18 protein-coding genes are annotated in these 25,288 nt (G+C 40.0%); 2 read left to right on the forward strand and 16 right to left on the reverse strand.

From position 1 onward, the window contains the following. Positions 1-132: 132 nt before the first annotated feature. Together ACP8HI_RS21430 and ACP8HI_RS21435 are read right to left on the reverse strand one after the other, a co-directional pair. On the reverse strand, positions 133-357 hold the full coding sequence (locus tag ACP8HI_RS21430; protein WP_438351937.1) for an EamA family transporter: 225 nt from the start codon (positions 355-357) through the stop codon (positions 133-135). Then, a complete protein-coding gene (locus ACP8HI_RS21435) occupies positions 314-1,006 on the reverse strand; it encodes a DMT family transporter (protein WP_438348172.1) in 693 nt (230 codons plus the stop codon). The genes ACP8HI_RS21430 and ACP8HI_RS21435 overlap by 44 nt, the downstream gene beginning before the upstream one ends. A 293-nt stretch (positions 1,007-1,299) precedes the next feature. Here ACP8HI_RS21435 and ACP8HI_RS21440 point away from each other — a divergent pair, with 293 nt between their 5' ends. Continuing rightward, positions 1,300-1,929 carry a YfbR-like 5'-deoxynucleotidase gene (locus tag ACP8HI_RS21440; RefSeq protein ID WP_438348173.1) on the forward strand — a complete coding sequence of 210 codons (630 nt, stop codon included), beginning with the start codon at positions 1,300-1,302 and terminating at the stop codon, positions 1,927-1,929. A 608-nt stretch (positions 1,930-2,537) separates the two neighbouring features. Here ACP8HI_RS21440 and ACP8HI_RS21445 read toward each other — a convergent pair. Continuing rightward, positions 2,538-3,497 (reverse strand): Gfo/Idh/MocA family protein, encoded by a 960-nt coding sequence (locus ACP8HI_RS21445; protein WP_438348174.1) that lies wholly within the window; start codon positions 3,495-3,497, stop codon positions 2,538-2,540. A gap of 150 nt (positions 3,498-3,647) precedes the next feature. Between ACP8HI_RS21445 and ACP8HI_RS21450 the strand changes: the two genes are divergently transcribed. Beyond that, positions 3,648-4,604: a helix-turn-helix transcriptional regulator gene (locus ACP8HI_RS21450; protein ID WP_438348175.1), complete on the forward strand. Its 957-nt coding sequence runs from the start codon at positions 3,648-3,650 to the stop codon at positions 4,602-4,604. 526 nt (positions 4,605-5,130) lie between these two features. Here ACP8HI_RS21450 and ACP8HI_RS21455 read toward each other — a convergent pair. From ACP8HI_RS21455 to ACP8HI_RS21515, 13 genes are all read right to left on the reverse strand, one after another. Then, the gene (locus tag ACP8HI_RS21455) at positions 5,131-5,652 is read right to left on the reverse strand and encodes an ankyrin repeat domain-containing protein (protein ID WP_438348176.1); all 522 of its coding nucleotides are present in this window, start codon (positions 5,650-5,652) and stop codon (positions 5,131-5,133) included. Positions 5,653-5,702: 50 nt separating this feature from the next. Beyond that, entirely contained in the window at positions 5,703-6,500 is a 798-nt protein-coding gene (locus tag ACP8HI_RS21460; RefSeq protein ID WP_438348177.1) for a helix-turn-helix transcriptional regulator, read from the reverse strand. A gap of 754 nt (positions 6,501-7,254) precedes the next feature. After that, entirely contained in the window at positions 7,255-7,890 is a 636-nt protein-coding gene (locus ACP8HI_RS21465) for a 2OG-Fe(II) oxygenase (protein WP_438348178.1), read from the reverse strand. A gap of 742 nt (positions 7,891-8,632) precedes the next feature. Next, a complete protein-coding gene (locus tag ACP8HI_RS21470; RefSeq protein ID WP_438348179.1) occupies positions 8,633-9,949 on the reverse strand; it encodes an NAD(P)/FAD-dependent oxidoreductase in 1,317 nt (438 codons plus the stop codon). A gap of 33 nt (positions 9,950-9,982) precedes the next feature. Continuing rightward, positions 9,983-11,287 carry an aminoacetone oxidase family FAD-binding enzyme gene (locus ACP8HI_RS21475; protein ID WP_438348180.1) on the reverse strand — a complete coding sequence of 435 codons (1,305 nt, stop codon included), beginning with the start codon at positions 11,285-11,287 and terminating at the stop codon, positions 9,983-9,985. Positions 11,288-11,576: 289 nt separating this feature from the next. Next, positions 11,577-12,350 carry a sensor domain-containing protein gene (locus ACP8HI_RS21480; protein WP_438348181.1) on the reverse strand — a complete coding sequence of 258 codons (774 nt, stop codon included), beginning with the start codon at positions 12,348-12,350 and terminating at the stop codon, positions 11,577-11,579. Positions 12,351-12,867: 517 nt separating this feature from the next. Continuing rightward, positions 12,868-13,743, reverse strand: a complete 876-nt coding sequence (locus tag ACP8HI_RS21485; protein ID WP_438348182.1) for a DMT family transporter — start codon at positions 13,741-13,743, stop codon at positions 12,868-12,870. Between the two features lie 151 nt (positions 13,744-13,894). Continuing rightward, positions 13,895-14,500: a hypothetical protein gene (locus ACP8HI_RS21490; protein ID WP_438348183.1), complete on the reverse strand. Its 606-nt coding sequence runs from the start codon at positions 14,498-14,500 to the stop codon at positions 13,895-13,897. A 512-nt stretch (positions 14,501-15,012) separates the two neighbouring features. Beyond that, positions 15,013-15,210, reverse strand: a complete 198-nt coding sequence (locus ACP8HI_RS21495) for a hypothetical protein (protein ID WP_438348184.1) — start codon at positions 15,208-15,210, stop codon at positions 15,013-15,015. A gap of 395 nt (positions 15,211-15,605) precedes the next feature. Then, a complete protein-coding gene (locus ACP8HI_RS21500) occupies positions 15,606-17,477 on the reverse strand; it encodes a terpene cyclase/mutase family protein (protein WP_438348185.1) in 1,872 nt (623 codons plus the stop codon). Between the two features lie 276 nt (positions 17,478-17,753). Continuing rightward, the gene (locus tag ACP8HI_RS21505; RefSeq protein ID WP_438351938.1) at positions 17,754-18,041 is read right to left on the reverse strand and encodes a hypothetical protein; all 288 of its coding nucleotides are present in this window, start codon (positions 18,039-18,041) and stop codon (positions 17,754-17,756) included. A 550-nt stretch (positions 18,042-18,591) separates the two neighbouring features. Then, complete coding sequence (locus ACP8HI_RS21510) at positions 18,592-22,692, reverse strand: InlB B-repeat-containing protein (RefSeq protein WP_438348186.1); 4,101 nt, start codon at positions 22,690-22,692, stop codon at positions 18,592-18,594. A gap of 837 nt (positions 22,693-23,529) precedes the next feature. Beyond that, the gene (locus ACP8HI_RS21515) at positions 23,530-24,783 is read right to left on the reverse strand and encodes a mechanosensitive ion channel family protein (protein WP_438348187.1); all 1,254 of its coding nucleotides are present in this window, start codon (positions 24,781-24,783) and stop codon (positions 23,530-23,532) included. Positions 24,784-25,288: the final 505 nt, after the last annotated feature.

Here is a 25,288-nt window from a genome sequence, read left to right on the forward strand (position 1 = left end):
AAAACCACAACCAAATTTGGTTGTGGTTTTGACATATGGAGGTGAGTGGAGTCGAACCCCTGTCCGAATAACCCCTCCATAAATATCGATATTCCCAACGAAGATTTACTAAAGTATCAGCTCGTTGTTCAGTTATATCGCTTTTTTCCGTTGATACGTAGATAACATAACTCCTGCTAGAATGAACAAAGACCCTAATATTTCTACACCCGTAATTGGTTTGCACAGTAATATTAATCCCATAATCATGGCTACAAAAGGCTCTAAATTAGATAATACAGATGCTTTTGAAGCATCAACATATCGAATATTGTTATTCCAAATCAGTGTGGCTATGCCATGTACAACAACGGGCAGTTCCGATCAGCAGAGCCCAATCGGTCATATTCGAGCTCATTCGTAAAGGTTTATCTAGCGTGAAGGCAAACGGGATCGATACTATAAAGCCCACCAGATTCGAATATAAAGTAATCGTAAACGGATCTATTCTTTGCGAGAGTACCCTCGTCATAATAATCATAATTGCGAATGTTATCATCGTTACAACAATCCACATAAGTCCTTTGTCAAAATGTAAAGAGGATGAACCGCCTTTTACAACGACACAATAAATGCCTATGATCGCAACAATAGACCCCAGCAACATACGAATCATTAATTTTTCCTTTAAAAAAAGAGCTGCTAATAAGCCCGTTAAAATAGGAGTCATTGCTAAAATAATGGCAGATGTTGTAGGGTCAGCTGTTTGCAAACCCTTAAAAAAGGACCATTGATTTATAAATACACCAGTAACACCTAGAAATAAAATGGATAGTACATCCGATTTATTCACTCGTTTGAAACTTTTCTTGTAAGACGTTAATCCAATTAAAAATACCACAATAAATAAAAGTCTCAGCGATGTTAACAGACCTGGGGAGAAGTCCTGAACTAACATCTTACCAAACACAAAATTGCTACCCCATACGACTACACAAAAAGTGAGCCAACTATAAGCTTTTAGCATCTATAATCACCCTTCAATAATACCGACTATACGCTTGTCCCATAAGCATCTTAACCACAAAAAATAGACCGTCCCTCGTAAGGTACACGGTCTATTGTACTAACGGTCGGTAAACATTGGTTCTTCTTTATATTTAGTATAACCCTCATACTTTATTCATGCACTTCATGAGCATCCATTTGATAGACTTTTACATATTCTATAATCTACTATTTCGATTTAATTCTCCCATAACAAATCATCCCTATACTAAGGTAACAACATAACTTTATATACGGAAAGGATCGATACTTATGGGAATTCACACTTATTTTCAATCGCTCAACGATCTAGAACGTATTATTCGTTGTCCAGGTAAATTCAAATTTGAAGAACACAGTGTATCTGCTCATTCATGGAAAGTTGTGCAATATGCTAAAACATTAGCGGATATTGAAGAAAGCAATGGAGTAGCTGTGGATTGGAAAAAACTTTACGAAATTACGAGCAGCCACGATTACGGCGAAATATTTATTGGAGATATTAAAACTCCTGTGAAACATTATTCTCTCGAACTTCGTGGTATGCTCCAGAAAGTAGAAGAAGGAATGGTTGCACATTTTATTGATGAGAATATTCCAGAGGAACTCAAATCGATTTTCCGTAGACAATTACGTGAAGGTAAAGATGATTCCGTAGAAGGATTAATTCTTGAAATGGCTGACAAACTCGATCAAGTCTACGAAGCTTTCGCTGAACTAAGAAGAGGCAATACGGAGAAAGAGTTTGTTATCATGTACCGTGAGGCATTGATCAAAATCAAGAACATCAAACTACATTGTGTAGATTACTTCTTGCAGCACATATTACCCGATCTTGTTGAGGAAAGTTCCAATTGTCCTGTTGATATTAAAAAAATTACACAAGAAGCATTAGACTTCTAGTTGGTTCATCTATCCCCTCGCGAAATGCGATTTCTCTTATGCTTTAGTATCTTATCCTCCGATTTCTGAATTCCCTTCTTTATTTGCTCGTAACTTCGACTACAAATACTAATCCCAGTTCATGAGATATTTAAAGCCCTAATCTGATACATGCTCAGACTAAGGCTACTGCAAATTCATATATCTCTAGGACTTATTCACCATCCCCGGTATTCTAAGCAGGGAAACAACTGGATCTGCTCTAGATGCTTTACAATAACCTCAAAAGTATTCACTCCCCCTCCATTTCACTCAATTTTCTTTGCAGAACTTACGCTAACAGCCATATTAACTTGAACAACATTCCAACCAACATTAAGTCGGGAACTTGCATGGAAATGGTTTTGCATGTTGCCCACCTAGGACGGTCCTGATGAAGGAATCGGAAATCCCAGTAAGAAATGTAAAGATGGTCGTCGTGTATAAAGAGTATGTGGAGCTCACCCTGAAGCTACATGTCGAGGAAAATAAAAAATCCACAACCTCGTGCGGTTGTGGATTTACATGGTGGAGATGAGGGGAGGCGAACCCCTGTCCGAAAATATAGATTAATTTGCTTCGATTTCATATCATCCACCGATGTGAATAGATTTTTTGGCTTTTAAAGACTTTAGCACGGCATCTTTTATCTTTATCGCCTGAATTGCGGATTCAATATCGAGAAACTCACTTTTTTTCTTATTTTCCAAACAATCGCTAATATGATGTATGACTTCCTCATAATCATCCTTCATTTGTGGGTTTAATACTTCCTTGCTTCCATCACTATAATAAATCACAAATTCTTCTCTTGTGTTTACCCCATATTCAGCATCAAACTTGATAGATCCTTTTTCGCAAATAACCTCAAATCCTATATAAAACGGAGAATTATTGGGCAAATTTGTGTAACTCTCAACAACTGCGAATTTATTTTTATAATTTAACGTTGTGATTGCGATTGATTGGTTCCCCAAGTCTAAGCCATTTGAAACGACATTTTCAGGCATTCCTAGAATCTCAATCAAGAAATCAAAATTATGGATGTGGAAATCGGAAACATTCTTCTGCAATCCTAAGTTACCCCAATTAGGTGCAGTTTTATTATACGAACAAAATGATTTCACCTCGCCAAACTCAAGGTTTTTAATTTTGTTTATTGTTATATGATGCGGAGTCGAAAATTTATAAAACAAATCCACAAATACGTTTCTTTGATACTCTTTTGAAATATTTAGAATTTCTTCAGCCTCATCTATTTGATAAGATAGTGGTGTTTCACAAAAAACATGCTTATGATGCTTTAAAGCTTCAATTGCCCATTTAGTATGAATAGAGGTAGGTAAACAAATATCAACTAAGTCAATTTCCTCATTTTTTATTATTTCGTATATATCTGTGGTAGTTTCAATGTTAAGTGTCTTATTTATTTCTCTCAATTTATTTTTATCCCTACCATATATTAAAACCACCTCAAAATCCGTCATTTTTTTATATAATTCTGCATGCTTTCTACCAAACCCCGTCCCCAATATCCCTACTTTAATCACACAAAGGCCTCCATTTTTTGGGTTATGATAACCAACTTTAAATGTACATTTGAATACATTCCCAAATTTATTGACTTACCTCCTTAGTATATCTCTATGATATACTTCTATTGTTGACAACATATTGGCAACAATAGGAGAGATGCTTTTATGAGATTACATAGGCTGATTGGTATATTGTTGTTAATTGAATCAAGAGGAAAAATGAAAGCGAAAGAACTCGCCGATGCTTTAGAAATCTCGACTCGTTCCATTTATAGGGATATCGATGCTCTATCCGAGGCAGGAATCCCGATTGCCACTACTCCAGGTCCAAATGGCGGAGTCTACCTCATGGAAGGATATACAGTAGATCCTAAACAACTGCATATCGACGATGTTATTAATTTATACTTAACGGGTATGGGAATATATTCAGATGGAAAAACGGAATCAGGTTTAAAGCTGAAAAATACATTACTGAAATTGGAGCAAACTTTACCACAGTCCTATCAAGCTGACATTCAAAAGGTAAAAGCCCGGTTTTATTTTGACGATACGCCATGGTGGACAGAACGTGAGACAATTCCATCCCTAGAAATATTGAGAGTAGCGGTGTTGCGTTCTCAGAAAATAAACATTATATACAATAAGGTGAATGGGGATTCCTCGTCCCGAACGTTGCATACATATGGACTTGTAGTAAAAAAGGCTGAGTGGTACCTTGTAGCATTCTGTGAAGAAGCAAAGGAAATTCGTACATTTAAGTGCGAAAGAATTATAAAGGCAGAACTACAGGAGGAGGTGTTTGATACTCCGTTAGATTTTTCAATAGAAGAACACTGGAGAAAAGAGGAGACTAATTTTAAGCAGGCTCGCAAAAATATTGAGCATTATCTAGTGAAACTCAAGGTAACTAAGACCAATATGAATTTTCTACAAAAGCTAGAAATTCATCATACGCTACAACAAGCCGATCATCTTTTAATTACAGCAAATATGTATAGCTACGAAGCTGCATGCCAGGTTGTACTCGAAATCATTGATCATGTAGAAATAATAGAACCTGAACAGCTTCGGCAATATATTAAGGTAAGGCTGCTGAAACTACTTGATGTTTATGCTTAATGACATTCCAAAATACTCAAATATATTTAGGAATTACTAGGGAATGATTCTATTTATAACTCTACTTTCTCTTTAACACTTTAATGATACGCATTACCGTAGTGACTTTTAAACTATCCTGCTTATTAAGACATCAACAAAGAGCTTTGACAGAGCCTTTAAGAAAACAAAGTCCCAAGCGCTGTGCGTTGTGTCCACTTGGGTATAAATAGATATTACATTTAGATATATGTGGCATTAAATCGCTTCTTTCTCACTACCGATGCACAACACTCCACATGCGTGGAATATCCAGTGTGAACAGCGATACGATGAACCCCCTACCGATAAAAGAGAAAATCCCTGACTACGGTCAGGAATTTATCATTATTTGACCTTTAATGATGCCGATTGCCGCAGAAAGTCTTTGTAAACCTCTAACATAACACGTATCACGCACCACTTTTTGTGATGATATGAGATAAAGAAGCTAGGTCAAATTCAAGACTTAGGCGTACTTGTAGCAATTTAGACTGTCATTAAGCGATTACTTTAATTCCCCATCTTGTCGAAGAAATTCCGCAACGTTTTTGTTACCTTGCTTGATTGCAAGAGACAATGCAGTATCTCCACCTTCAACCCTAGCATTTAAATCGGCTTCATGTTCGATTAATAAGCGAATAATCTCTATATTATCATCATGAAATGCAGCAGAATGTAGACACGTATGACCATTACTGTCGAATATATTTGTCTGAGCATTGTGTGTCAAAAGCATTTTGATGACATCCACATTTCGCTCCCCTGCAATCGCAGCATGTAATGGAGTATTGGATGGAATGAAAGTGATCTTGGAATGAGATACCGCATCAATGTCAGCGCCATGGTCTAACAATACCTGCACTACATCTTTGTTACCAAAATGTGCTGCAAATCCCAAAGGTGTAAGACCATCGTTATTTTCCAAATTTGCAAGATTTGGATGGGATTCCAAAATGTCTTTTAATCGCAAAGCATCCCCTAATTGTGCAGCCTGAAATACGTCGCCAAAGATTTGAATTAATTCCAATATTTACGCCTCCATTTCAACTGGTTTACTTACTGTAATACTGTGTGTACTTAAATTATAACAACGGAGCTAAAACCTACTTCTTGAAAATCACCTTTTTGCCGAAACTTAGAGGGAGATAGAGCGAAACGTTTGGAAAATAAACTGCTAAAGGAACTAGGACTTTGAAATCCGACTTCCAAACAAATGTCGGTAACGGGCTTATCTGTTCCAAGAAGAAGCCTCTTTGCTTCTTGAAGCCTTACTTCAGTTAAAAACTGATGGGGGGTCATACCAAACAATTGTTTATAGCTTCTAAGAAAATGATTTGGGGATAAACATGCCACTCTCGCTATATCCTCCAATGTTATTGGTTGAAAATAGTATGCATACATATAATCGCGACCAACATGTATCCTTTTAAACAATTCCTCCCGCGTCGAGGCTCTAAGCGACGGCAACTTCATCATATCCTCATAAACCTGTCTGTGAACCCGTAAGAGTCTCTGTGACAATTCGTGCATTTTTTCCTCAAGCCAAGTGTGATCACTCTGCCAATTTGTATATTCAGCCCGTATTTGAGATACAGCTGGGGCTAGCAACTGATCATAGCAGTAGGTTTTTTCAACAAAATCTATTGTCCTTTGCTTCGACGAGAATGGGTCATCTAATAGTTTCTCATTTGAGGTCACCAAATTACGATAGACCTCTTCAACCATTCTCTCAGGGAAAAAGATACAGAATGATTCTACAGGAACCTCTGCTTCAATGGTTATTGAGTACTCCTGACCGTGATTTAGTAGAAGGTAGTTTCCTTCATCAACAGCAAAGTGTCCTTGACCTGCATGATAATAAGCTCGTCCATTCATAAAGGTTTTTATTGATAATGCACCCTTACCTTTCCAAAAATAATTCTTGCTTCTTGCATGAAGTATTCGAAGGGAATCCTGGGTATTATGATATGGAGCAGAAGTCATTTCTTCATCCTTTCAAGAAACTATATAGTTTGTTATTCTGAATAGTTAAAACATTTTCCTGCTTTAATAGATTATCACCGTATGTTAGCCATTCTCCAAGGTGTCTAATCTATATATAGGACAAATTATAAGCATATTCATACAGTTAACAGAAATAATGCATTAGGAAAAGTAGCTACGAGGGACTTAATCGATAGCCTCTCTCCATTTTAGTAACACTGAGCACTCCACACGTTTCGAGTAAGTAACAACTAGGTTAGTTTTATACATTCCCCACGTTTAGTCAAAACATAAGGAATAGGCTTGTTAATAGACAAAATGTCTACCAGATCTCCATGAAAAGAAGCTCTAACTCTTTACTTGTCTACGAGATGTATACATTTCAGTCCATAAACATGAAAAAACCCTCTCAATGAGCGGGTTCTTCTAATGGAGGCGAGGGGAGTTGAACCCCTGTCCGAAAATAACGTAACATAAGCTGCGCTTCGCGTTGGGTGTAGTCAAAGTTCTGATGTCACCTGAAAGTCATTGCAAGCAATGACTAGCATCGTAAGCGATACTTACCCGCTCCACAAACAACTTTCGCTATACCCAGCCTGATTGTCTCCTTCATCACATTAGATTGATCGCTCTGTACACCTACACTTTAGTACCCTTCTCGAATTCGTTGTTTACGCATCCATTGAGTAGCTACCCATTTTTCACCGCGGATAACAGGTTCACCACTATGCAGTGTTAGTTCGTTTAATGCTTGATTATTATAAAAATATTCGAAGTAAACAGCAGAACCTTTAACTGGTTTAACAGTAATACCAAGGTTTGGAAGTGTTGTTTCTCCTCCTTCTTCTACATCATTTAAGTATATGACTAATGTACTTATTCGATTATTATGACTAGAAGGGTTATCGGGCCCAAAAAAATCATAGTGTTCTTTATATTCTTGTCCAGGTTCATAATGTAAAACTTGTAGTCCTTCAGCATGTGCTATGGGCACCTGCATTAAACTTGATATGCGGTTCTCAATTATAGTAATGAATAGGCTTTCGTTTTTGTCAAAAAACATACCTTTGCTAGTACGAATCTGACTAACTTCTTTATTCACTAATTTTGATTCTTCAAGACGAGATGCAGCAGACTCAATAAGTGCTTGGCATTCTTCATCGCTTAGTACATGATCAAACTTCATTATTAAAGGTTCTTCATTTAAAACTGTGGCAGTAATGATGTGATTGTCAATAGAATAGACAGATTGAATGGGTAAGATAGAAACTTCAGTTATCATTTTATTAATCAATCTCCTCTATAATCTCTTTATGATGACAAAAACTTGAATCTTTAAATTAAAATCATACAGTTTCCATTAATTACAAGTATGCTATAAAAACAATTTAAATATATGAATATATCTCAACACCTATTTTTTAGACTATTTTTAATAAAGAAAAAAAGACCCTTTATCCTAACTAAAATGTACCCTATAGAATAGACTTTTTTAAAGTGTCTATTCTATAGGGTACACATTACAATAGTTACTTGGGTTTCTCCTATTTTGCAGTTATTTTTCTTAATGGCTACTGGATGGTTACTTTTTAAGGACAAACAAAAACCCCGACCTCATGCGGTCGGGGTTAATCATAGTGAAGACGGAGGGAGTCTTCGCTGCAGCATGACCGGAACTCCAATCATATTGAAGAAGTCAATAGTTTGTCGGATACCAAATTGCTGCAGCACTGGAAATGGGAAATCAGGCTGGTTACCGTGATACTTGCGCAATAAAGCAGCCGCCTCATTCGTTAAAACGCCAATCTCATGCATGTATCCGCGGAATAAATCGCTCCTCAGTCATTTCATGGCTACATTTGGTCTATAATTGAGTCCTTACATAGGAAAAGACCCGCTCAATGAGCGGGTCTTTAGCAATGGAGGCGAACCGTGGCTGTTCAAAACCATAATTCACCGCCGTGTGTTCAATGCATGCAAGTATTCCACCGCAACGTGCCAGGAGTCAGCAACCATCTATCCCCTTACGTGGTATCGGTACGTCGAGCGGCAAGCGCCATCGCAGAGACATATCCGGAGCTCCAGGCCCATTGCAGGTTATAGCCACCGCAATCTCCATCCACATCCATCACCTCGCCTGCCAAATAGAGCCCAGGTACTAGCTTAGATTCCAACGTTCCTTCGATCAGCTCCGTCGTATCGATACCACCGGCTGTTGTTTGCGCATTCGTGAAGCTATTCGTATCGGTCACTTTAAATTCCCAACACTTCATGATTCTATAAAATATTTTCTTGGTTTTCCACGATAGATCCTGACAAAGCAGGTGAAGCTGTTGATCAATTCCTGCCTCTTTCAGCAGGACAGGAATCAGCTTCTTGTTTATGATTCCGATAAGGGAATCCGCAACAGTCCTGTGTCCGAAGATCCCCCAGTGCGTTTCCAGAAACTCAACTATCTCTTCCTCCGTGCGGCCAGGCATCAATTCAACCGATAATGTCACAGATTCTCCTCTACCGAGATTATACGCAGCCTTCCTGCTTAGCTGGAGTATTGGCGGGCCAGAGATGCCATAGTCCGTAAAAAGAATTTCGCCATATTCAGTGCGGATGACTTCATTGTTTACGATAATATGGGCATGTCCCTCGAATTTAATACCGGACAGTTCCTTCAAATGAGGATAATCTAACTTCAATTGCACAATGCCCGGCACAGGATCGATAAGCGTGTGTCCCAGACGTTGGACAAGCGTATAACCTGATCCATCCGTTCCGGTCTTCGGAGCAGTAAGACCACCCGCACATAGAAATAGGTATTCGCTAGTATAAACAACCTGCTCCTCTGTCTCCATTTGACATTTAATCGTGAAACGCGGATGTTCCGTCGAGACGATAACATCCAACACTTTATTCTTAAAATATATCGGAACATTCCGATCCTCCAGAGCAAGGCGAAAAACACCCGGCACGGATGCGGCTTGCAACGACATGGGATACATCCGACCATCCTCTAAGGGTATAAGAGGAAGCCCGAGCGAGGAGAAAAAGTCGATCGTCTGGCGCACACCAAATTGCTGTAGAACAGGCAATGGAAATCCAGCCTGATTGCTGTGATACTTGTGCGATAAAGCGACCGCTTCATCCGTACCCGTCGCAGTAGATTCGTTCGTAATGTTGCAACGCCCATTGCCCGTCGTTAATATCTTCTTCCCCATCCGGTCATTGCTTTCAATAATTGCGGTATCAATACCTTGGTCCCGTGCAGTAAGAGCAGCCATCATACCTGCAGCCCCTGCACCGATAATTAACAGCTCGTGGTGCTTAGAATTCTGATCCTCATACATGTTGATCGATGCATCCCTTTTCCTATAAATTCATTACATTTGTTTAGCAAGCGCCATCGCGGCCGCATAACCGGAACTCCATGCCCATTGTAGGTTATAGCCGCCGAAATCCCCGTCCACATCCATCACCTCGCCAGCCAAATAAAGCCCAGGTACTAGCTTGGATTCCAGCGTTCCTTCTATTAGCTCAGTCGTATCGATGCCGCCCGCTGTCACTTGCGCATTCGCGAAGCCATTGGTATCAGTCACTTTAAATTCCCAACGCTTCAAGATTCGATACAATTTCCCCTTGGTTTTCCACGATAGATCCTGGCAAAGCAGGTCTGGTTGCTGATCGATGCCAGCCTCCTTCAGCAGGACGGAAACCAACTTCTTGTTGAAGATGCCGACGAGGGAATCCACAACAGTCCGGTGTCCGAAGCTTCCCCAGTGCATTTCCATAAATTCAACTACCTCTTCCTCCGTACGGCCCGGCATCAAATCAACCGATACGGTTACAGATTCTCCCCTTGCGAGATGATACGCAGCCTTCCTACTTAGCTGGAGAATTGGCGGGCCTGAGATGCCATAGTTCGTGAAGGCAATTTCACCATATTCGCTGCGGATGACTTTACCGTTTACGATGATATGAGCTTGTCCCTGAAATTTGATGCTGGACAGTGCCTTCATATGCGGATTTTCTAGCTTCAATTGCACAATGGCCGGCACAGGCTCGACTAAGGTGTGTCCCAGACCTTCGGCAATCGTATAACCAGGGCTATCTTCTCCCGTATTCGGACCAGTAATGCCACCCGCACATAGAAACAGATATTCGCTGGTATAGACAACCTGCTCCTCTGTCTCCGTTTGGCATTTTATCGTGAAGCGCGGATGATCCGTCGAAACGGTAACATCCAACACTTTGTTATTGAGGTATACCGGAACATTCCGATCCTCCAGCGCAAGCTCAAAAATATCCAGCACCGATGCAGCCTGCAGCGACATCGGATACATCAAGCCCTCCTTCAATCTTGTAAGCGGAAGCCCGAGTAAGGAGAAAAAATCAATGGTTTGACGGATGCCAAATTGCTGCAATACCGTCAATGGAAATCCAGCCTGATTACTGTGATACTTGCGCGATAAAGCGACAGCTTCATCCGTACCCGTCGCAGTTGATTCATTCGTAATGTTGCAGCGGCCATCACCTGTCATTAATATCTTCTTTCCAATCCGGTCGTTGCCCTCCAATATGGCTGTATCGATACCAAAGTCACGCGCAGTAACAGCAGCCATTAAACCTGCAGCACCTGCGCCGATAATGACTAGTTTATGGTGGGTCCTATTTTGAATTTCATTCATATTTTTCGATCACCCTGTTTCACATTGTAAATCAATATTATAACATTAAGTGACTAGTAAATCCTAACTTACATCTGAACAAATATGACATCCTGATTAGAAAGGTTCATTGTCTATTACTAATGGGCATCCAACGCAACGCTCTTACTATAATTGTTCCCATTTCAGCGCGGCTCATAGACATATTGGGCAAAAATAAACAGAGCCAATCCCCTTTTCAAGAGGTCATGGCTCTATTTATTTGTAAATCGTTATGCTCTTTTGAAATAGGCCAGTAAAAGAAGGTCTTCTAAAGTTCTCTATAAGCTGGCTGCATCATCCCTTGAATGGGCTGATCTTCTTGGTACTCATAATATTGTGACTGAGCTTGTGCTTCCACTGACGGCTGCTGATATGGCTCGTCCACATACATGATTCTGCGCTGAATTTGCATGAGCCCATTCACGACGCGAAGCCCTATCCAAAAAAGTACAAGGCCAACGCCTACGTACAGCATATATTGCTGATTATAGGTCCAATCGATATGAAAATAACTAAACAAGGTATTCTCTAAAATATCAAGCTGCATCTCATTCATCAAAATGATATGCACGACTGGAAGAGCAATAAATCCTAATCCTAACGAAATCACCGTTACCATAATAACAAAGAATACAATGCCTGTTACAAATCTTAGTAATATGAGTAGCAGATTTCGTATGAATAGCCCTCCGTCAAAACCTCTTACCATTCGCATAAACCAATTCCCTCTGACTTCAGACTGTTGATTGTAGGTATACGAAACGGAAGGTGTCGGTAAACCTAAAATTTGTCTAATCATACTTTGTTCAAAATTCACAATCCCATTCAACAGCTTAGCTACTCCAAAAAACAATGGTATTCCGATAAATATTGGAGTTAAACCGATTGATAGTGCAAGTCCCGTTATCGCTACTGTAAAATAAATAATCCCTAACGGAAGGGATAACAATAAATAAAGGACCGTTGCATAGGTTTTCGGATTAAAAAGCACCCAATTCACCTTACCTGTTGGCGCCTTTGCAGTCACTTCTATTGCCTTCATATTCAAACACTCCTTTGGCTTCATAAGTCACGCTCTAAGTTATAAACCCATTATAACCGCCTTATCTGCCTGACATAACCGTCTTAAGGGGGATCTGAACCTAGACTTTAGACTAGGAGTGAACTTGGAGGGGATTTTTTGTTGCGTTGGTGGATAGGGAATCATCCCCGAGTTTTGCTAATATCAAACATACTAACGCCTAAATCATTGGAGATGCTCAAAAATGTATGCCTTAATCCATGAAGCGTAAATTAGTCATAATTCACAAGTTCAGTACGTTTCCCAGTTATATCGTAAATAATTTCAAATTTTTGTCCACGGGCATCTTCTCGTATCCTCTTGTCATCTGCTAATCCAGATATGAAATACCGTAAAATAATACCAGAAGAGACACCGTGTATGGTGTCTCTTCTGGTATTACATATAGAGGCGAGGGGAGTCGAACCCCTGTCCGAAAATATCACTCCATAAATAGTGATACTCCTAACGAAGATTTACTAAAGTATCAGTCAGCTGTTCAGCTAAGTCGCATTTTCCGTTGATACGTAGATAGCACAACTCCTCCTAGAATGAATAAGGACCCTAATATTTCTACACCTGTAATTGGTTTGTACAGTAATATTAACCCCATAATCATAGCTACAAAAGGCTCTAAATTAGATAATACAGATGCTTTTGAAGCATCAACATGTCGAATATTATTATTCCAAATAAGTGTGGCTATGCCATGTACAACAACGGCAGTTCCGATCAGAAGAGCCCAATCCGTCATATTCGAGCTTATTCGTAAAGGAGTATCTAGCGAAAAGGCGAACGGGATCGATACAATAAAGCCCACCAGATTCGAATATAAAGTAATCGTGAACGGATCTATCCTTTGTGAGAGTACCCTGGTCATAATAATCATCATTGCGAATGTTATCATCGTTACAACAATCCACATAAGTCCTTTGTCAAAATGTAAAGAGGATGAACCTCCTTTTACAACGACAAAATAAATGCCTATGATCGCAACAATGGACCCCATCAACATACGGATCGTTAATTTCTCCTTCAAAAAAAGAGCTGCTAACAAGCCTGTTAAAATAGGAGTCATTGCCAAAATGATTGCAGATGTTGTTGGATCAGCTGTTTGTAAACCCTTGAAAAAGGACCATTGATTTATAAATACACCAATAACACCTAGAAATAAAATGGATAGTACATCCGATTTATTCACTCGCTTGAAATTCTTTTTGTAAGACGTTAATCCAACTAAAAATAACACAATAAATAAAAGTCTCAGTGATGTTAACAGACCCGGGGAAAAGTCCTGAACTAAGATCTTGCCAAACACAAAATTGCTACCCCATACGACTACACAAAAAGTGAGCCAACTATAAGCTTTTAGCATCTATAATCACCCTTCAATAATACCGACTGTACGGCTTTTAACCACAAAAAATAGACCGCGCCTCGTAAGGTACACGGTCTATTGTACTAACGGTCGGTAAGCATCGGTTCTTCTTTATACTTAGTATAACCCCCATGCTTTATTCATGCACCTAGTTCATAGAAGATTTAACATCCTCTTTCAAAAGTTTGTGAAGGGTTCCTAGTATTAAGACAAACAACAGATCCATGAACAACACTGTGAGAACTGGATGATCATTTATGACCATCACACCAATCATCGCCCCCATCATGCCACCCATAATACCGGACATCATCCCATCCATTGCCGCCACCAAGCTATGGATACTACCAGATATATAACCCAAGATCATTCCGATGACTACTCCGATGAACGTCGACATAAACATCTTCTCAAGCATAATCCCCAACACAGTGCCAGTAACTAGCCCTCCCATCATTGCAACGGTCATGGCAGCCATCATCCCCGTCATTCTAGAGAGAGAGGACACATTACTACGAATACTCACAATTGTAAAAATACTGGCACATAAAACAATAACAAGCGAAGCTATATAGGTTACTGTGTTTAGAGTAGAAGAATCCTCCGCCCTCATACCATCATGGTCATGATTTGTTTGAATATCAGCTTCAATAGTTGATGTATCATTATGACTGTGATCATAAGCACTTACCTCTGGAATCAAAAAGAAAACAAAGATTAACCCTAATAGGAAATTCACTAATATTTTCTTCATCAATCCCTCTCCTCATAGCTATTATCAGTACCTTCCTTATAGGCTCTTAGTGGCAAATATAATATATTCCCCTTGTTTTCCTATTATGTATTTCCTTTAATCATTGGATTGATCACATAGCCGTATTATGACATTTCAATACTGATATTGCTGCTTTGATTTTCGAAATTAGTAACTAAATCCATTGGTAGACGCGAAAATATAACTTTCCATATATGTACTTACCTTAAGTACATATATGGAAGCTAGTCATCGTGAGCGGATCTATTCTTTGCGAGAGTACCCTTGTCATAATAATCATAATTGCTACCCCATACGACTACACAAAAAGTGAGCCAACTATAAGCTTGTAGCATCTATAATCAACCTTCAATAATACCGACTGTACGGCTTGTCCATAAGCATCCTAACCAAAAGAATAGACCGCACCTCGGAAGGTAGACGGTCTATTGTACTAACGGTCGGTAAGCATCGGTTCTTCTTTGTACTCTATTATGACCCCCATGCTTTATTCATACAAAAAGAAAAGTTATAGGTTTACGGTAGCCGCGTAGCCTTTGTTTGGCAATCAACATGAATAGCATAGCCGACAAACTTGCATTTTGGATAGCCTCATCCCGCTTAAAGGCTGCTTTACTGAACAGACCTTGCTCCTTAATATTTTCTTTTATCTTCCCCAAACCAAGTTCCGCATCTGTCTGCGGTGGCAACGGTTCCGAGGATCAACGCCACATTCCATCAGCCACTGAGCCGCATTTTCTCTTTCGGCAGGCGTAACCGGTACTCCCAAACAATTAGAGAGTTGGTCGATCATACCACAACAGCCGCTGTGGCATCTCAAGTCCTCATATTTCTGGGCGCACAAAATGCCGCATACCTTGTGAAAATGTCGTGGATTCATCATTTTACAGCGGAATGTTCCCATTAAGCGAGGGTCAAGCTGGGCCATAATTGTTATCTCCTTTCGCGTAGCTCCATTCTCATCTATGGGCCGAAATCATAACTTGATAGCTACCCTTTTCGGCTCGAAGATGGATAATCTAATATATGCAATTCGGACAGAAGGGACAGGGTTTATACCCGTTATCCCTGAAAACAGGGCATTTTAGCAGCTTTTATACTTCTGTGCATAGTGACTAAGTGCAAGCAAAGGCCAAATCCGTGGATAACTGTGGTACTGGATATAAAATTGTCCTGGAAGTCCCGCTCCGGTCGGATACGTTACCCGCTTGCTGTTGTCCTCTCTGTTCCAGTCGATCAGAAGGGAGATCGATTCATTGATTTCCTTTATAGGCGTTTCGTGAATCGCAATCAGCATATCCAGCGCCCATGCGGTATGAACGACCGTAGAGTAAGGGGCAGCAATATAAGTTTTCTCCGTATCACTTTTGCATGACTCCCCCCAACCACCGTCCGGTTGCCTAACACGGAGTAGCCATTCTGTCGCTTTTTGAATCGCGGGATGCTGCGCTGATAACCCTACCGCTCTTAGTCCTGTCACAGCAGCCCATGTCCCATACAGATACGATACTCCCCAGCGGCCAAACCAAGATCCATCCTTCTTTTGCCGCTTCAAAAGCCAGTGCACCCCCGCCTGTACCCGTGGATGTTGCATTGTCAGCTTCACATGATTACCAAGTAATTCCAAAGTACGACCTGTCACGTCCGCCGCTGAAGGGTCAAACGCGGTATCCTCGAAATTCTCAATCACAAACAGACGAGTCATAAGGGAAGTACTGTTCCGCTCAAAAGCAGCCCAGCCGCCATCGTCATTCTGCATGCTGAATACGTAGCGGACTCCCTTTCTCCATGCCTCATGACACCCCGTATGATGATGCGTACATCGCGTCAACGCCCGCAGTACCGCCTGCGTATCATCTACATCTGGATTCACCGTGTTGCTTTCGGAAAACCCCCAGCCGCCAGTTATATGCATCAAAGTGCGAGCCGACGGCTCCTTCTTGTCTTTATGCTGAAGGGAAAGTAAATACGCTGCTGCCCGCTGGATAGCGCTATCCTCTGTTGAAAAGCCTGCCTCCTGCAGCGTGTAGCAAGCAAGTGCCGTATCCCATACGGTGGAAGGCGAGTTTTGAATATGCATCTCCCCACCGTCCGTCTGCGTCACAAAAGAGATCAGTCCCTTTATTGCATGGGCTATGACAGGAGAGTCCGGCTTATAGCCTATCGCCAGTAGTGCATAGATCATAAAGAAGGTGGCACTCGCGTAGCTATACAACGTCCCGTCCCCTTCAATGTGCTCCAAAATAAAGCGCTCAGCCTTTTGAATAGATTGGTTTGATCTTTTTCCTTTCAAGCGCGAAAAGTCATCGTTTCGTTTCTTCATGAGCCCTCTGTGCCAGCGAATTTGCTGATCTAACTTGTGATACTTCGGTGTTGTATAGAGATGATTGATGTCTATAGCAGAAGGATGCGGCAATGTGAATTTGAGATGTCCGAGTATAAGAATCGGGGCAAAATGAGACCTTACGTACGAGCTCCAGCGGTAAAAGCTAAGCGGATTCCATTTCGGGAGATCTATCAAAAATAGCGGCACCGGATAAAAGACAGGCCACGGATATAGACCATTCAGAGCCAACATAAACTTAGTAGAGATATGAGCCTGTTCGACTCCGCCGCTGCGGAGAATGTAATCCTCGGCCCGTTTCATCGGTGGTGCATCCCGATCCAAATAACCGGTTAACAGCAGCGCCGTATAAGCTTCGATGGTGGAGGAGAGATGGCCATCATCATCGTCATATTGTTTCCATTCGCCACCCGCTGCTTGTTTACGCTCAAGGCGCCGGCCCAGCAGCAAAAGGAGCTCTTTTTTACCCGGATAGAGGGAGTTAAAGAGAATCATCATGCTGGCATCCGTCATCGGCCCTGTTTCAAAATCATATCTCCATGATCCATCATCCTGCTGTTCAGACTGAATTCGGGTCGTATAACGGCCGATCTCAGCTTGTATTTTCTCCATCAATTCCTTAATAGTCTCACCCCCTGCGTACTGTAAATAAACTCTATAAACTTGTTATCCGTGATATTCTTATCCTATGTATGAGGTTCGTTATTGGTGGAGGTGTATACCCAAGCGATTTTTAAATTTAAAAGCCATCCTTTCAGTTCAATACCCTGCCTATTTCAGAAGTAGCTCAAACAAACAAAAAACCACCACAATTCATAGCCCTTACGGCTATAAAAAATGGCAGTTATCTTCATATCTATATCGTCGTATCCAGTATGGATACGCTCGTTATTTAAGGTTATATTCCATATTTGCTGTTTCCATCATAGATTTCCAATTAGCAAATTTCGTCTCCCTAACAATATGTCGATCAAAAAGTTCATCAGGTATGTTATTGATATCTTCTTCCGTTTTCACTTGAAAGTTTCCTTTGATTAAAAACTCATCGAAACTCTTGCAGCTGGAATGCTTACTCATAAACGCATCATTAAACAACTTCTCTAAAGAGATATGGTTGGAATCTTCTTGGTTCGTTTTCTGTCCTTGTAAATCGTTCATCAGTTCCTCTAATGTCATTGGTTTTTGTCTTCTCAAATTACCACTCCTAATTTTATAATATGGTTTCATACTAACTTGTTGTTCCTGAAACCACGTGAATACTTTCATCCTAACATCATACCATCTATTTCACTCTGATAGGAGTGAAAACCCAATAACCCAATAATGTTAATCAATCAATAATCATTTCCCTCATAATTTTTGGTAAGAAGAGATGACTTTTTTAAAACCTGGATAAAAGAACTCTTTCCTCACGAATATACAATGAGACATAATTGGAGTACTTTCCATATCACTTTCTAATACTTCTTCAGCTAAGTTGCCTGTTAGATGTTATGTTTTATTTATTCTGTCCGTTCGGTATAAATATAATCAGTAGTCTTTTCATGAAACGAGGGTTGATTCATTAATTGAATAGTACATTTGAAGTTTATTGTGGAAAACACTACTAATACTAAAGAACATAACTATTCATTTATTCTAACAAATGAACAAGTAGGTCATACATCGGTTAGCAAATCGCCAACTGACATATGACCTTTAAATGTTACTACTTTGAAATAAATAACTAGATCATACCGGATTTTTTTAGTAATCTCTCGACCATAGTAGCGACCTCAGCTCTTGTAATTAACGACTTTGGTTTCAATGCACTAGCATCTCCACCATTCACGATTCCCGCATGTAAGGTTGCAGCTACATCATCTTTAGCCCATGCTGCAATTTGACCTGAATCCGTAAATTTCTCCAGAGCATGAATATCTGCTTGAACGGTCAATCCGGTAATCTTCATCGCTCTAGCCAGCATACTCATTGCTTGTTCTCTTGTCATTGTATCCGTCGGTTTAAAGCTTCCATCCGAATAACCATTAATAATTCCATACTCATAAGCTGCCTTCACATTGTCAAAGTGCCAATCAGTTTGATTAATATCCGAGAATGGTGCAGTGCCTGGCTCAAGTTCTATTCCCAGTGTACGAACAATAATAGCAGCAAATTCTGCTCTGCTGATGAACTTATCTGGTTGAAACAAACCATTACCCGTGCCACTAATAATCATTCTGGAAGCCACATTGTTGACAGCATCTTTCGACCAATGATTCTCCACATCTACAAACGTTACTGGATTCCATATCAAAGCATATATACTGTTGGATAGGCTATGAATGACTGCAAAATTTTTGCCGTTCATATGTTCGATCTTCGTAGGAATATGACGGAGATTTCCGTCTTTTTCTATCACCACAGCAGTAGAAATCTTACTGATGTCTGTTCCATCCGGCAAAGAAATGAAACGTTCAATATAAACTTGGAATTTAGAAAGTTCAATTTTTCGATTTCCATAAGCTACATACACGCTAAAATGTACAGGTGGTGCAACGGGTGTATAACCACCTGTTTTCAGCGAGTTTGCTACAAGCATCTCTTCCTCAGCAGTCAACTTAGAAATTTCAATAGACAATGCAAGTGTCTCCAACGATTCAACACCTAATTGCTTAGCAATGATGTCCATATCAATTTCAGACGTAGGCAATTTATACTGACCATCTCTAGTTGACAGTACAATAATAATATTTTTTCGCGCCAAATCTTTAACCAATTGACCATTCAATATTAAAGTGACCTTATCTAAATCGAGGTCGATTGGAACTGTAATTTGAGCGTTCGGTTCATTGCCCAGCATTTGCAACAATAGTTGTGTATCGATAGTTACAGTTGCAATATCCTGACCATTTTGCTTAGTAATCTTCAGAATACCAATCTTTTCTTGGCGATCATTCACTTTAATATTATTATTATATTGTACTGTACCATTCGACTCCATAATATATTGTACTTTGCCATCCGACTCCGTACCATTACCACTAGGAGCTCTGTATATCCATTTCGCATATAGCGTTACATCGTTTGCTGGCATGGATTCTGTAAGAAAGTCCCACTTGTTCACAGTACCTGCTTCTTTATACCAACCGCCAAAGCTGTAGTTCGCTCTTGTAGGAGGTGTTGGGGCAATGATCCTGCTGTCATAAGTTGTATCAATGTCATCAACCTCACTTCCACCTTGACTATCAAAACTTACCGTGTAACTACCGTTCACGCTATATTGTGCCTTCACGGTTAAAGCGCTAGTAATATTCCCAAAAGTAACATCCCAACCTGTAAATGCGTAGCCTACTCGGCTCGGATTCGTAGGTGCTGTTGCTCCACTTCCATGGTTCACCGTTTCAGTTTTAAGTTCTGTTTCGTCCCAGTCCTCGAATGTTACCGCATAGCTGTTCAATATCCATCCCGCATATAGCGTTACATGATTCGCTTGGATAGTTTCTGTTGCGAAAACCCACTGATTCTCAGCACCAGTCTCTTTAAACCAGCCCTCAAAAGTGTATCCCACTCTTGTTGGATCTGTTGGAGCGGTGATCTTACTGCCATAAGTCGCTGTAATGACATTAACCGCACTTCCACTTTGACTATCAAAAATTACCGTGTAACCGCTATTCACGCTATACTGCGCCTTCACCGTTAAGGCCCCAGTAATATTCCCAAAAGCAACATCCCAGCCTGTAAATGTGTAACCTACTCGGCTTGGATTCGTAGGTGCTGTTGCTCCACTTCCATGGTTCACCATTTCAGTTTTAAGTTCTGTTTCGTCCCAGTCCTCGAATGTTACCGTGTAGCTGCTCAGTATCCAGTTCGCATATAGCGTTACATGATTTGCTGGAATAGTTTCTGTTGCGAAATTCCACTGATTCTCAGTACCAGATTCTTTATACCAACCGCCAAAGGTATAGTTCGCTCTTGTAGGAGGTGTTGGTGCTGTGATCTTGCTGCCATATGTTGCATTAATGTTTCCTACGCCACTGCCACCTTGACTATCAAAACTTACCGTGTAACTACTGTTCACGCTATACTGTGCCTTCACCGTTAAACCGCCAGTAATATTCCCAAAAGCAACATCCCAGCCTGTGAACGTGTAGCCTACTCGGCTTGGATTCGTAGGTGTTGTTGCCCCACTTCCATGGTTCACCGTCTCTGTTTTCAGCTCGGTTCCATCCCAATCCTCGAATGTTACCGCATAGCTATTCAATATCCATCCCGCATATAGCGTTACATGATTTGCTAGAATAGTTTCCGTTGCGAAATTCCACTGATTCACAGTACCTGCTTCTTTATACCAACCATCAAAGATGTAATTCGCTCTTGTAGGAGGTGTTGGCGCTGTGATCTTGCTGCCATAAGTTGTATTAATGTCATCAACCGCACTGCCACTTTGGCTATCAAAACTTACCGCGTAACTACTGTTCACGCTATACTGTGCCTTCACCGTTAAGGCGCTAGTAATATTCCCAAAAGCATTATCCCAGCCTGTAAATGTGTAACCTGTTCGGCTCGGATTCGTAGGTGCTGTTGCTCCACTTCCATGGTTCACCGTCTCTGTTTTCAGTTCGGTTCCGTCCCAGTCCTCGAATGTTACGTTGTATGATGAAGGTCCCGAAGTTAAATGACGAAGTAACCATGTATCATAAGAAGCAGCACCACTTGTTTTTTTATTTGCTATATAGGATAAATTACCATCTATATCCTGAAACAAAAACCCAATTGCGGATCCACCCTCTAATTCAGGATAATTAGGAGATGATTGATTTTGTAGAATACCTGCATTGTTATACTGTCTAAGGAATTGATTATTAACTATGTTATCGTTAAAAGAATAACTTATTATAAAGCCATCATCTGTAATAATAGGTTCATTGACTGCTCCCCATGTATTAAGGGTATCAACCAACATTTCATTCGTGTACAGTGTACCGTCAGCATTATAGATACGATAATAAATACTTCGAGTATCAACATCTAATCCAACCTTTTTGTGATAAACAAATAAAAATTTATTGTTAGAGAGCGCTTTTACATACTGATTGCCATTTGGAGTTTCTGTATTTGCGCCATATACAAAGCTATTCTGACCTCCTACTCGTATAGGAGTTGTTCCCGTGTCATTGAAAATCATTCCAAGATAATTAGTATTATAATATGAAATTGATATCATAAATTGTCCTGAATTGTTTGCTGCAATGCGGTGATTGTACTGTGAACCTGATATACCAGCCAATCCAGTAATGGAAATTTGATTCGCATCTACCGCAACTCCTGTTGTCGTAAATCTACGTAGAGCATAACTCCCCTCATTGGTATCCCATACAAATGCTAGATTGCCATTCGACAACTCAGTAACTTCTGTAAACCGATTAAGTGATCCAGGAGAAGAGTTAATTTTAGTTGGTGCGACCACTTGAGTACCAGCTGGATCGATTATTTTAAAATACGTATCTGTCAATCCATTCGAACTATAACTACTATACCAATAGATTAGAATATTACCATTTGATAGCCCTTTATAATAAATGTCTGGAGGATAACCTGTTGTTGTAGGTGATACTGGTATAGATAATACGGTGTCAACCCTACCGTCAGAATGAATAACAGAATAATATTGTGTAGCTATATTATCGTCTTCGCTCCAATCAAGCCAAGGGATGAATAATTTATTCCCTACTACTACTGGAGGTGTCCATATATAAGAATCTAGATCATCTCCAATTTCCATATCGATACGATTTGTACCAATATCTAATGAAATTGATGCTGTTGCTTGACTAAGCGGAAACATAGTAAGTATCAGTGAAAATACAAGTAAACAATGTATACACTTAATAAAAGTTTTCAAAATTTCACTCCTTCATTATATTTAAAGATTTTTGTTATTAGCATACATTTGAATCAACATATATTCTGTAATCCGAATTACATTTTGGGGATTAATCTTAATAAGCTGAACTCCTAAAACAATTTTCTTAAAAATTTGGGATTGCCTTTCCGTTTTGGAGGACAAGAACAACAGACGTTCCTATTTCATAAATTTTCTTGACGTGTTCAAGTTGTCTTACCGGAGGATTAAGGTCCGCTGTGTCTACAACCTTCTCGTCCACCTCGCCTGATTTTAAAGCTGCATGTCAACGCCGGCTTCAAGGCCCATTTTGATAGCTTCCCGTTTTACAACCTACAAAGGTACAACCGAGTCTTTCAAGAAACTAAAAACCCAAGCGATGCATCCGCTTGGGTATAAATAGACGATATTCTATTCAGGTATATGTGGCATTAAATCCATACTCACTCACTAGCGACACTCCCGCCCCCACATGTGTAGAGTGTGCATAACAGAATAAAGTACCTATCAGCTGTAAACATCATGTCTTCAATAAAGGAGGAAAATAGAGCATCATTAATTTCATGTCTACATTCGATCCATAAATGAGAAAAGACCTGCTCAATGAGCGGGTCTTTCTAATGGAGGCGAGGGGAGTCGAACCACTGTCCGAAAATATCGACACATAAGATGCGCTTCGCGATGGGTGTAATTATAGATTTGATGTCACCCAAAAGTCTTAGCTAAAGTATGGCTAGTTTTGTAGACAAAATTTACTTCGATTTACTTCGAAAACATATTTCAATATCCTCGTGAAAATTGCGTGCTTTCTTTTAGTTGAACGATATCATGGCCCGTTGGATTCTGGAAGGTACGAAGCCCAAATGTCGGCGCAACTGCAAAGATATGGTCAAAAATGTCCGCTTGAATCGATTCATACACGCCCCAGTTCGTATCATTGCTGAAAGCATAGATTTCAAGCGGCAGTCCGTTATCTCCCGATGCTAACTGTCTGACAATCATGGTCATATCCTTATGAATTTTTGGATGATTCCTCAGATATTGATAGATGTATTCTCTAAAGACACCTACATTCGTAAGCTGTCTACCGTTCACATTGCTCTCCTCATTAATCTGGTGTTCCATGTTGTACTCGTTGATTTCATTTAATTTTGTCGTGATATAATCGGTAAGGTAGTGAATCTTCTGAAATTCCTCAATCATTTCCTTGGTACAAAACCTTATGCTGCTCGTCTCGATATAGACGCTTCGCTTAATCCTTCTGCCACCAGATACTTGCATGCCTCTCCAATTCTTGAACGAGTCTGAAATGAGGGCGTAGCTCGGAATCATCGTGATCGTCTTATCGAAATTCATAACCTTTACCGTGTTTAATGTAATGTCGATGACGTCTCCATCCGCATTATATTTAGGCATTTCAATCCAGTCACCGACACGCACCATATCATTCGATGATAATTGAACGCCTGCCACCAGGCCCAATATGGAGTCCTTGAAGACTAACATCAGAACGGCCGATAAGGCACCAAGCCCACTGAGAATAATCAAGGGATTCTGGCCGATGAGGTTCGAGATAACCATAATTCCGCCGATGATAAACAGAATGATCTTCACCACCTGAATGTATCCCTTAATCGGTCTGACCTTGGAGACTTCAAACGAACGATAGATCGCATCAAAAGCATTGAGCAGCGCATTAAGTACCCTAATAGTTACGATAATCATATACGTTAATGCGGCTTTTTCAATCAAAGCTTGATAGGTCGGAAAGATGGACGCAGAATAATAAATGATGACCGCCGGCACGAGATGTGACAGCTTGCGGAATACCTTTTTCTCCAAAATGATATTATCCCACGTGTACCTATTGTTATTGATGATGTGAAAAATCGTCTTCAGCACGATTTTTTTGGCTATAAAATTGGCCAGTATCGAGACCGCAGCTATAAAAACAACCATGATCATATTCGAAAGATATCCAATGGTTTGTTCACTCATACCAAACCCGTCTAGTTGATTTTTGATAAATTCCATTGTTTCCTCCTAACACAGAATATATTAGCCTATTATTATGATAGATTAGATTCTAGTGCTAAGCAAAGTTCTAGATAAGACACCACTAGGTTTATTCGGGAAAAGTGTAAGAGTTTAAGAGTTTAAGAAGCTGCTTGGCAGAACTGCCAAAAACAAAAAGACCACCTAAATAGGTGGTCTCACTGATCAAGTATGGAGGTGAGCTTACACTGCTAAAAACCCTGTATGTTTAGCTGAAATGAACTGTAATCCATAAGAGAGTCACTTTTTAAAGTGTTTTTCTTATGGATTATAGTTCACAATGCTTATGGTTCTATTTGACGATTACATCTCAGCATGAGCTATTTCATAATCAATTGTTCTGAAATATGATTTAGGTATTCCTCGTTACTTGTCTGCCTATATTTTTACTTTTTTAGGCGAATCTCCCACTTTTCATGACTTCATTTTCTTACCATAAATATTACACACTCCACATGTGTTGAGTGTCGGATACTTTCTAAAA

It is taken from the genome of Paenibacillus sp. FA6, assembly GCF_051550225.1.
Lineage (GTDB): Bacteria > Bacillota > Bacilli > Paenibacillales > Paenibacillaceae > Paenibacillus_AQ.

What these genes read in the sequence shown, in the direction of transcription:
- ACP8HI_RS21470 (WP_438348179.1), bottom strand. Translation starts at nt 9,949, where the DNA reads ATGTATGAGGATCAGAATTCTAAGCACCACGAGCTGTTAATTATCGGT.
- ACP8HI_RS21515 (WP_438348187.1), bottom strand. Translation starts at nt 24,783, where the DNA reads ATGGAATTTATCAAAAATCAACTAGACGGGTTTGGTATGAGTGAACAA.
- ACP8HI_RS21480 (WP_438348181.1), bottom strand. Translation starts at nt 12,350, where the DNA reads ATGAAGGCAATAGAAGTGACTGCAAAGGCGCCAACAGGTAAGGTGAAT.
- ACP8HI_RS21500 (WP_438348185.1), bottom strand. Translation starts at nt 17,477, where the DNA reads ATGGAGAAAATACAAGCTGAGATCGGCCGTTATACGACCCGAATTCAG.
- ACP8HI_RS21510 (WP_438348186.1), bottom strand. Translation starts at nt 22,692, where the DNA reads ATGTTTCCGCTTAGTCAAGCAACAGCATCAATTTCATTAGATATTGGT.
- ACP8HI_RS21505 (WP_438351938.1), bottom strand. Translation starts at nt 18,041, where the DNA reads ATGACATTAGAGGAACTGATGAACGATTTACAAGGACAGAAAACGAAC.
- ACP8HI_RS21440 (WP_438348173.1), top strand. Translation starts at nt 1,300, where the DNA reads ATGGGAATTCACACTTATTTTCAATCGCTCAACGATCTAGAACGTATT.
- ACP8HI_RS21475 (WP_438348180.1), bottom strand. Translation starts at nt 11,287, where the DNA reads ATGAATGAAATTCAAAATAGGACCCACCATAAACTAGTCATTATCGGC.
- ACP8HI_RS21450 (WP_438348175.1), top strand. Translation starts at nt 3,648, where the DNA reads ATGAGATTACATAGGCTGATTGGTATATTGTTGTTAATTGAATCAAGA.
- ACP8HI_RS21435 (WP_438348172.1), bottom strand. Translation starts at nt 1,006, where the DNA reads ATGCTAAAAGCTTATAGTTGGCTCACTTTTTGTGTAGTCGTATGGGGT.
- ACP8HI_RS21485 (WP_438348182.1), bottom strand. Translation starts at nt 13,743, where the DNA reads ATGCTAAAAGCTTATAGTTGGCTCACTTTTTGTGTAGTCGTATGGGGT.
- ACP8HI_RS21465 (WP_438348178.1), bottom strand. Translation starts at nt 7,890, where the DNA reads ATGATAACTGAAGTTTCTATCTTACCCATTCAATCTGTCTATTCTATT.
- ACP8HI_RS21460 (WP_438348177.1), bottom strand. Translation starts at nt 6,500, where the DNA reads ATGAATGGACGAGCTTATTATCATGCAGGTCAAGGACACTTTGCTGTT.
- ACP8HI_RS21490 (WP_438348183.1), bottom strand. Translation starts at nt 14,500, where the DNA reads ATGAAGAAAATATTAGTGAATTTCCTATTAGGGTTAATCTTTGTTTTC.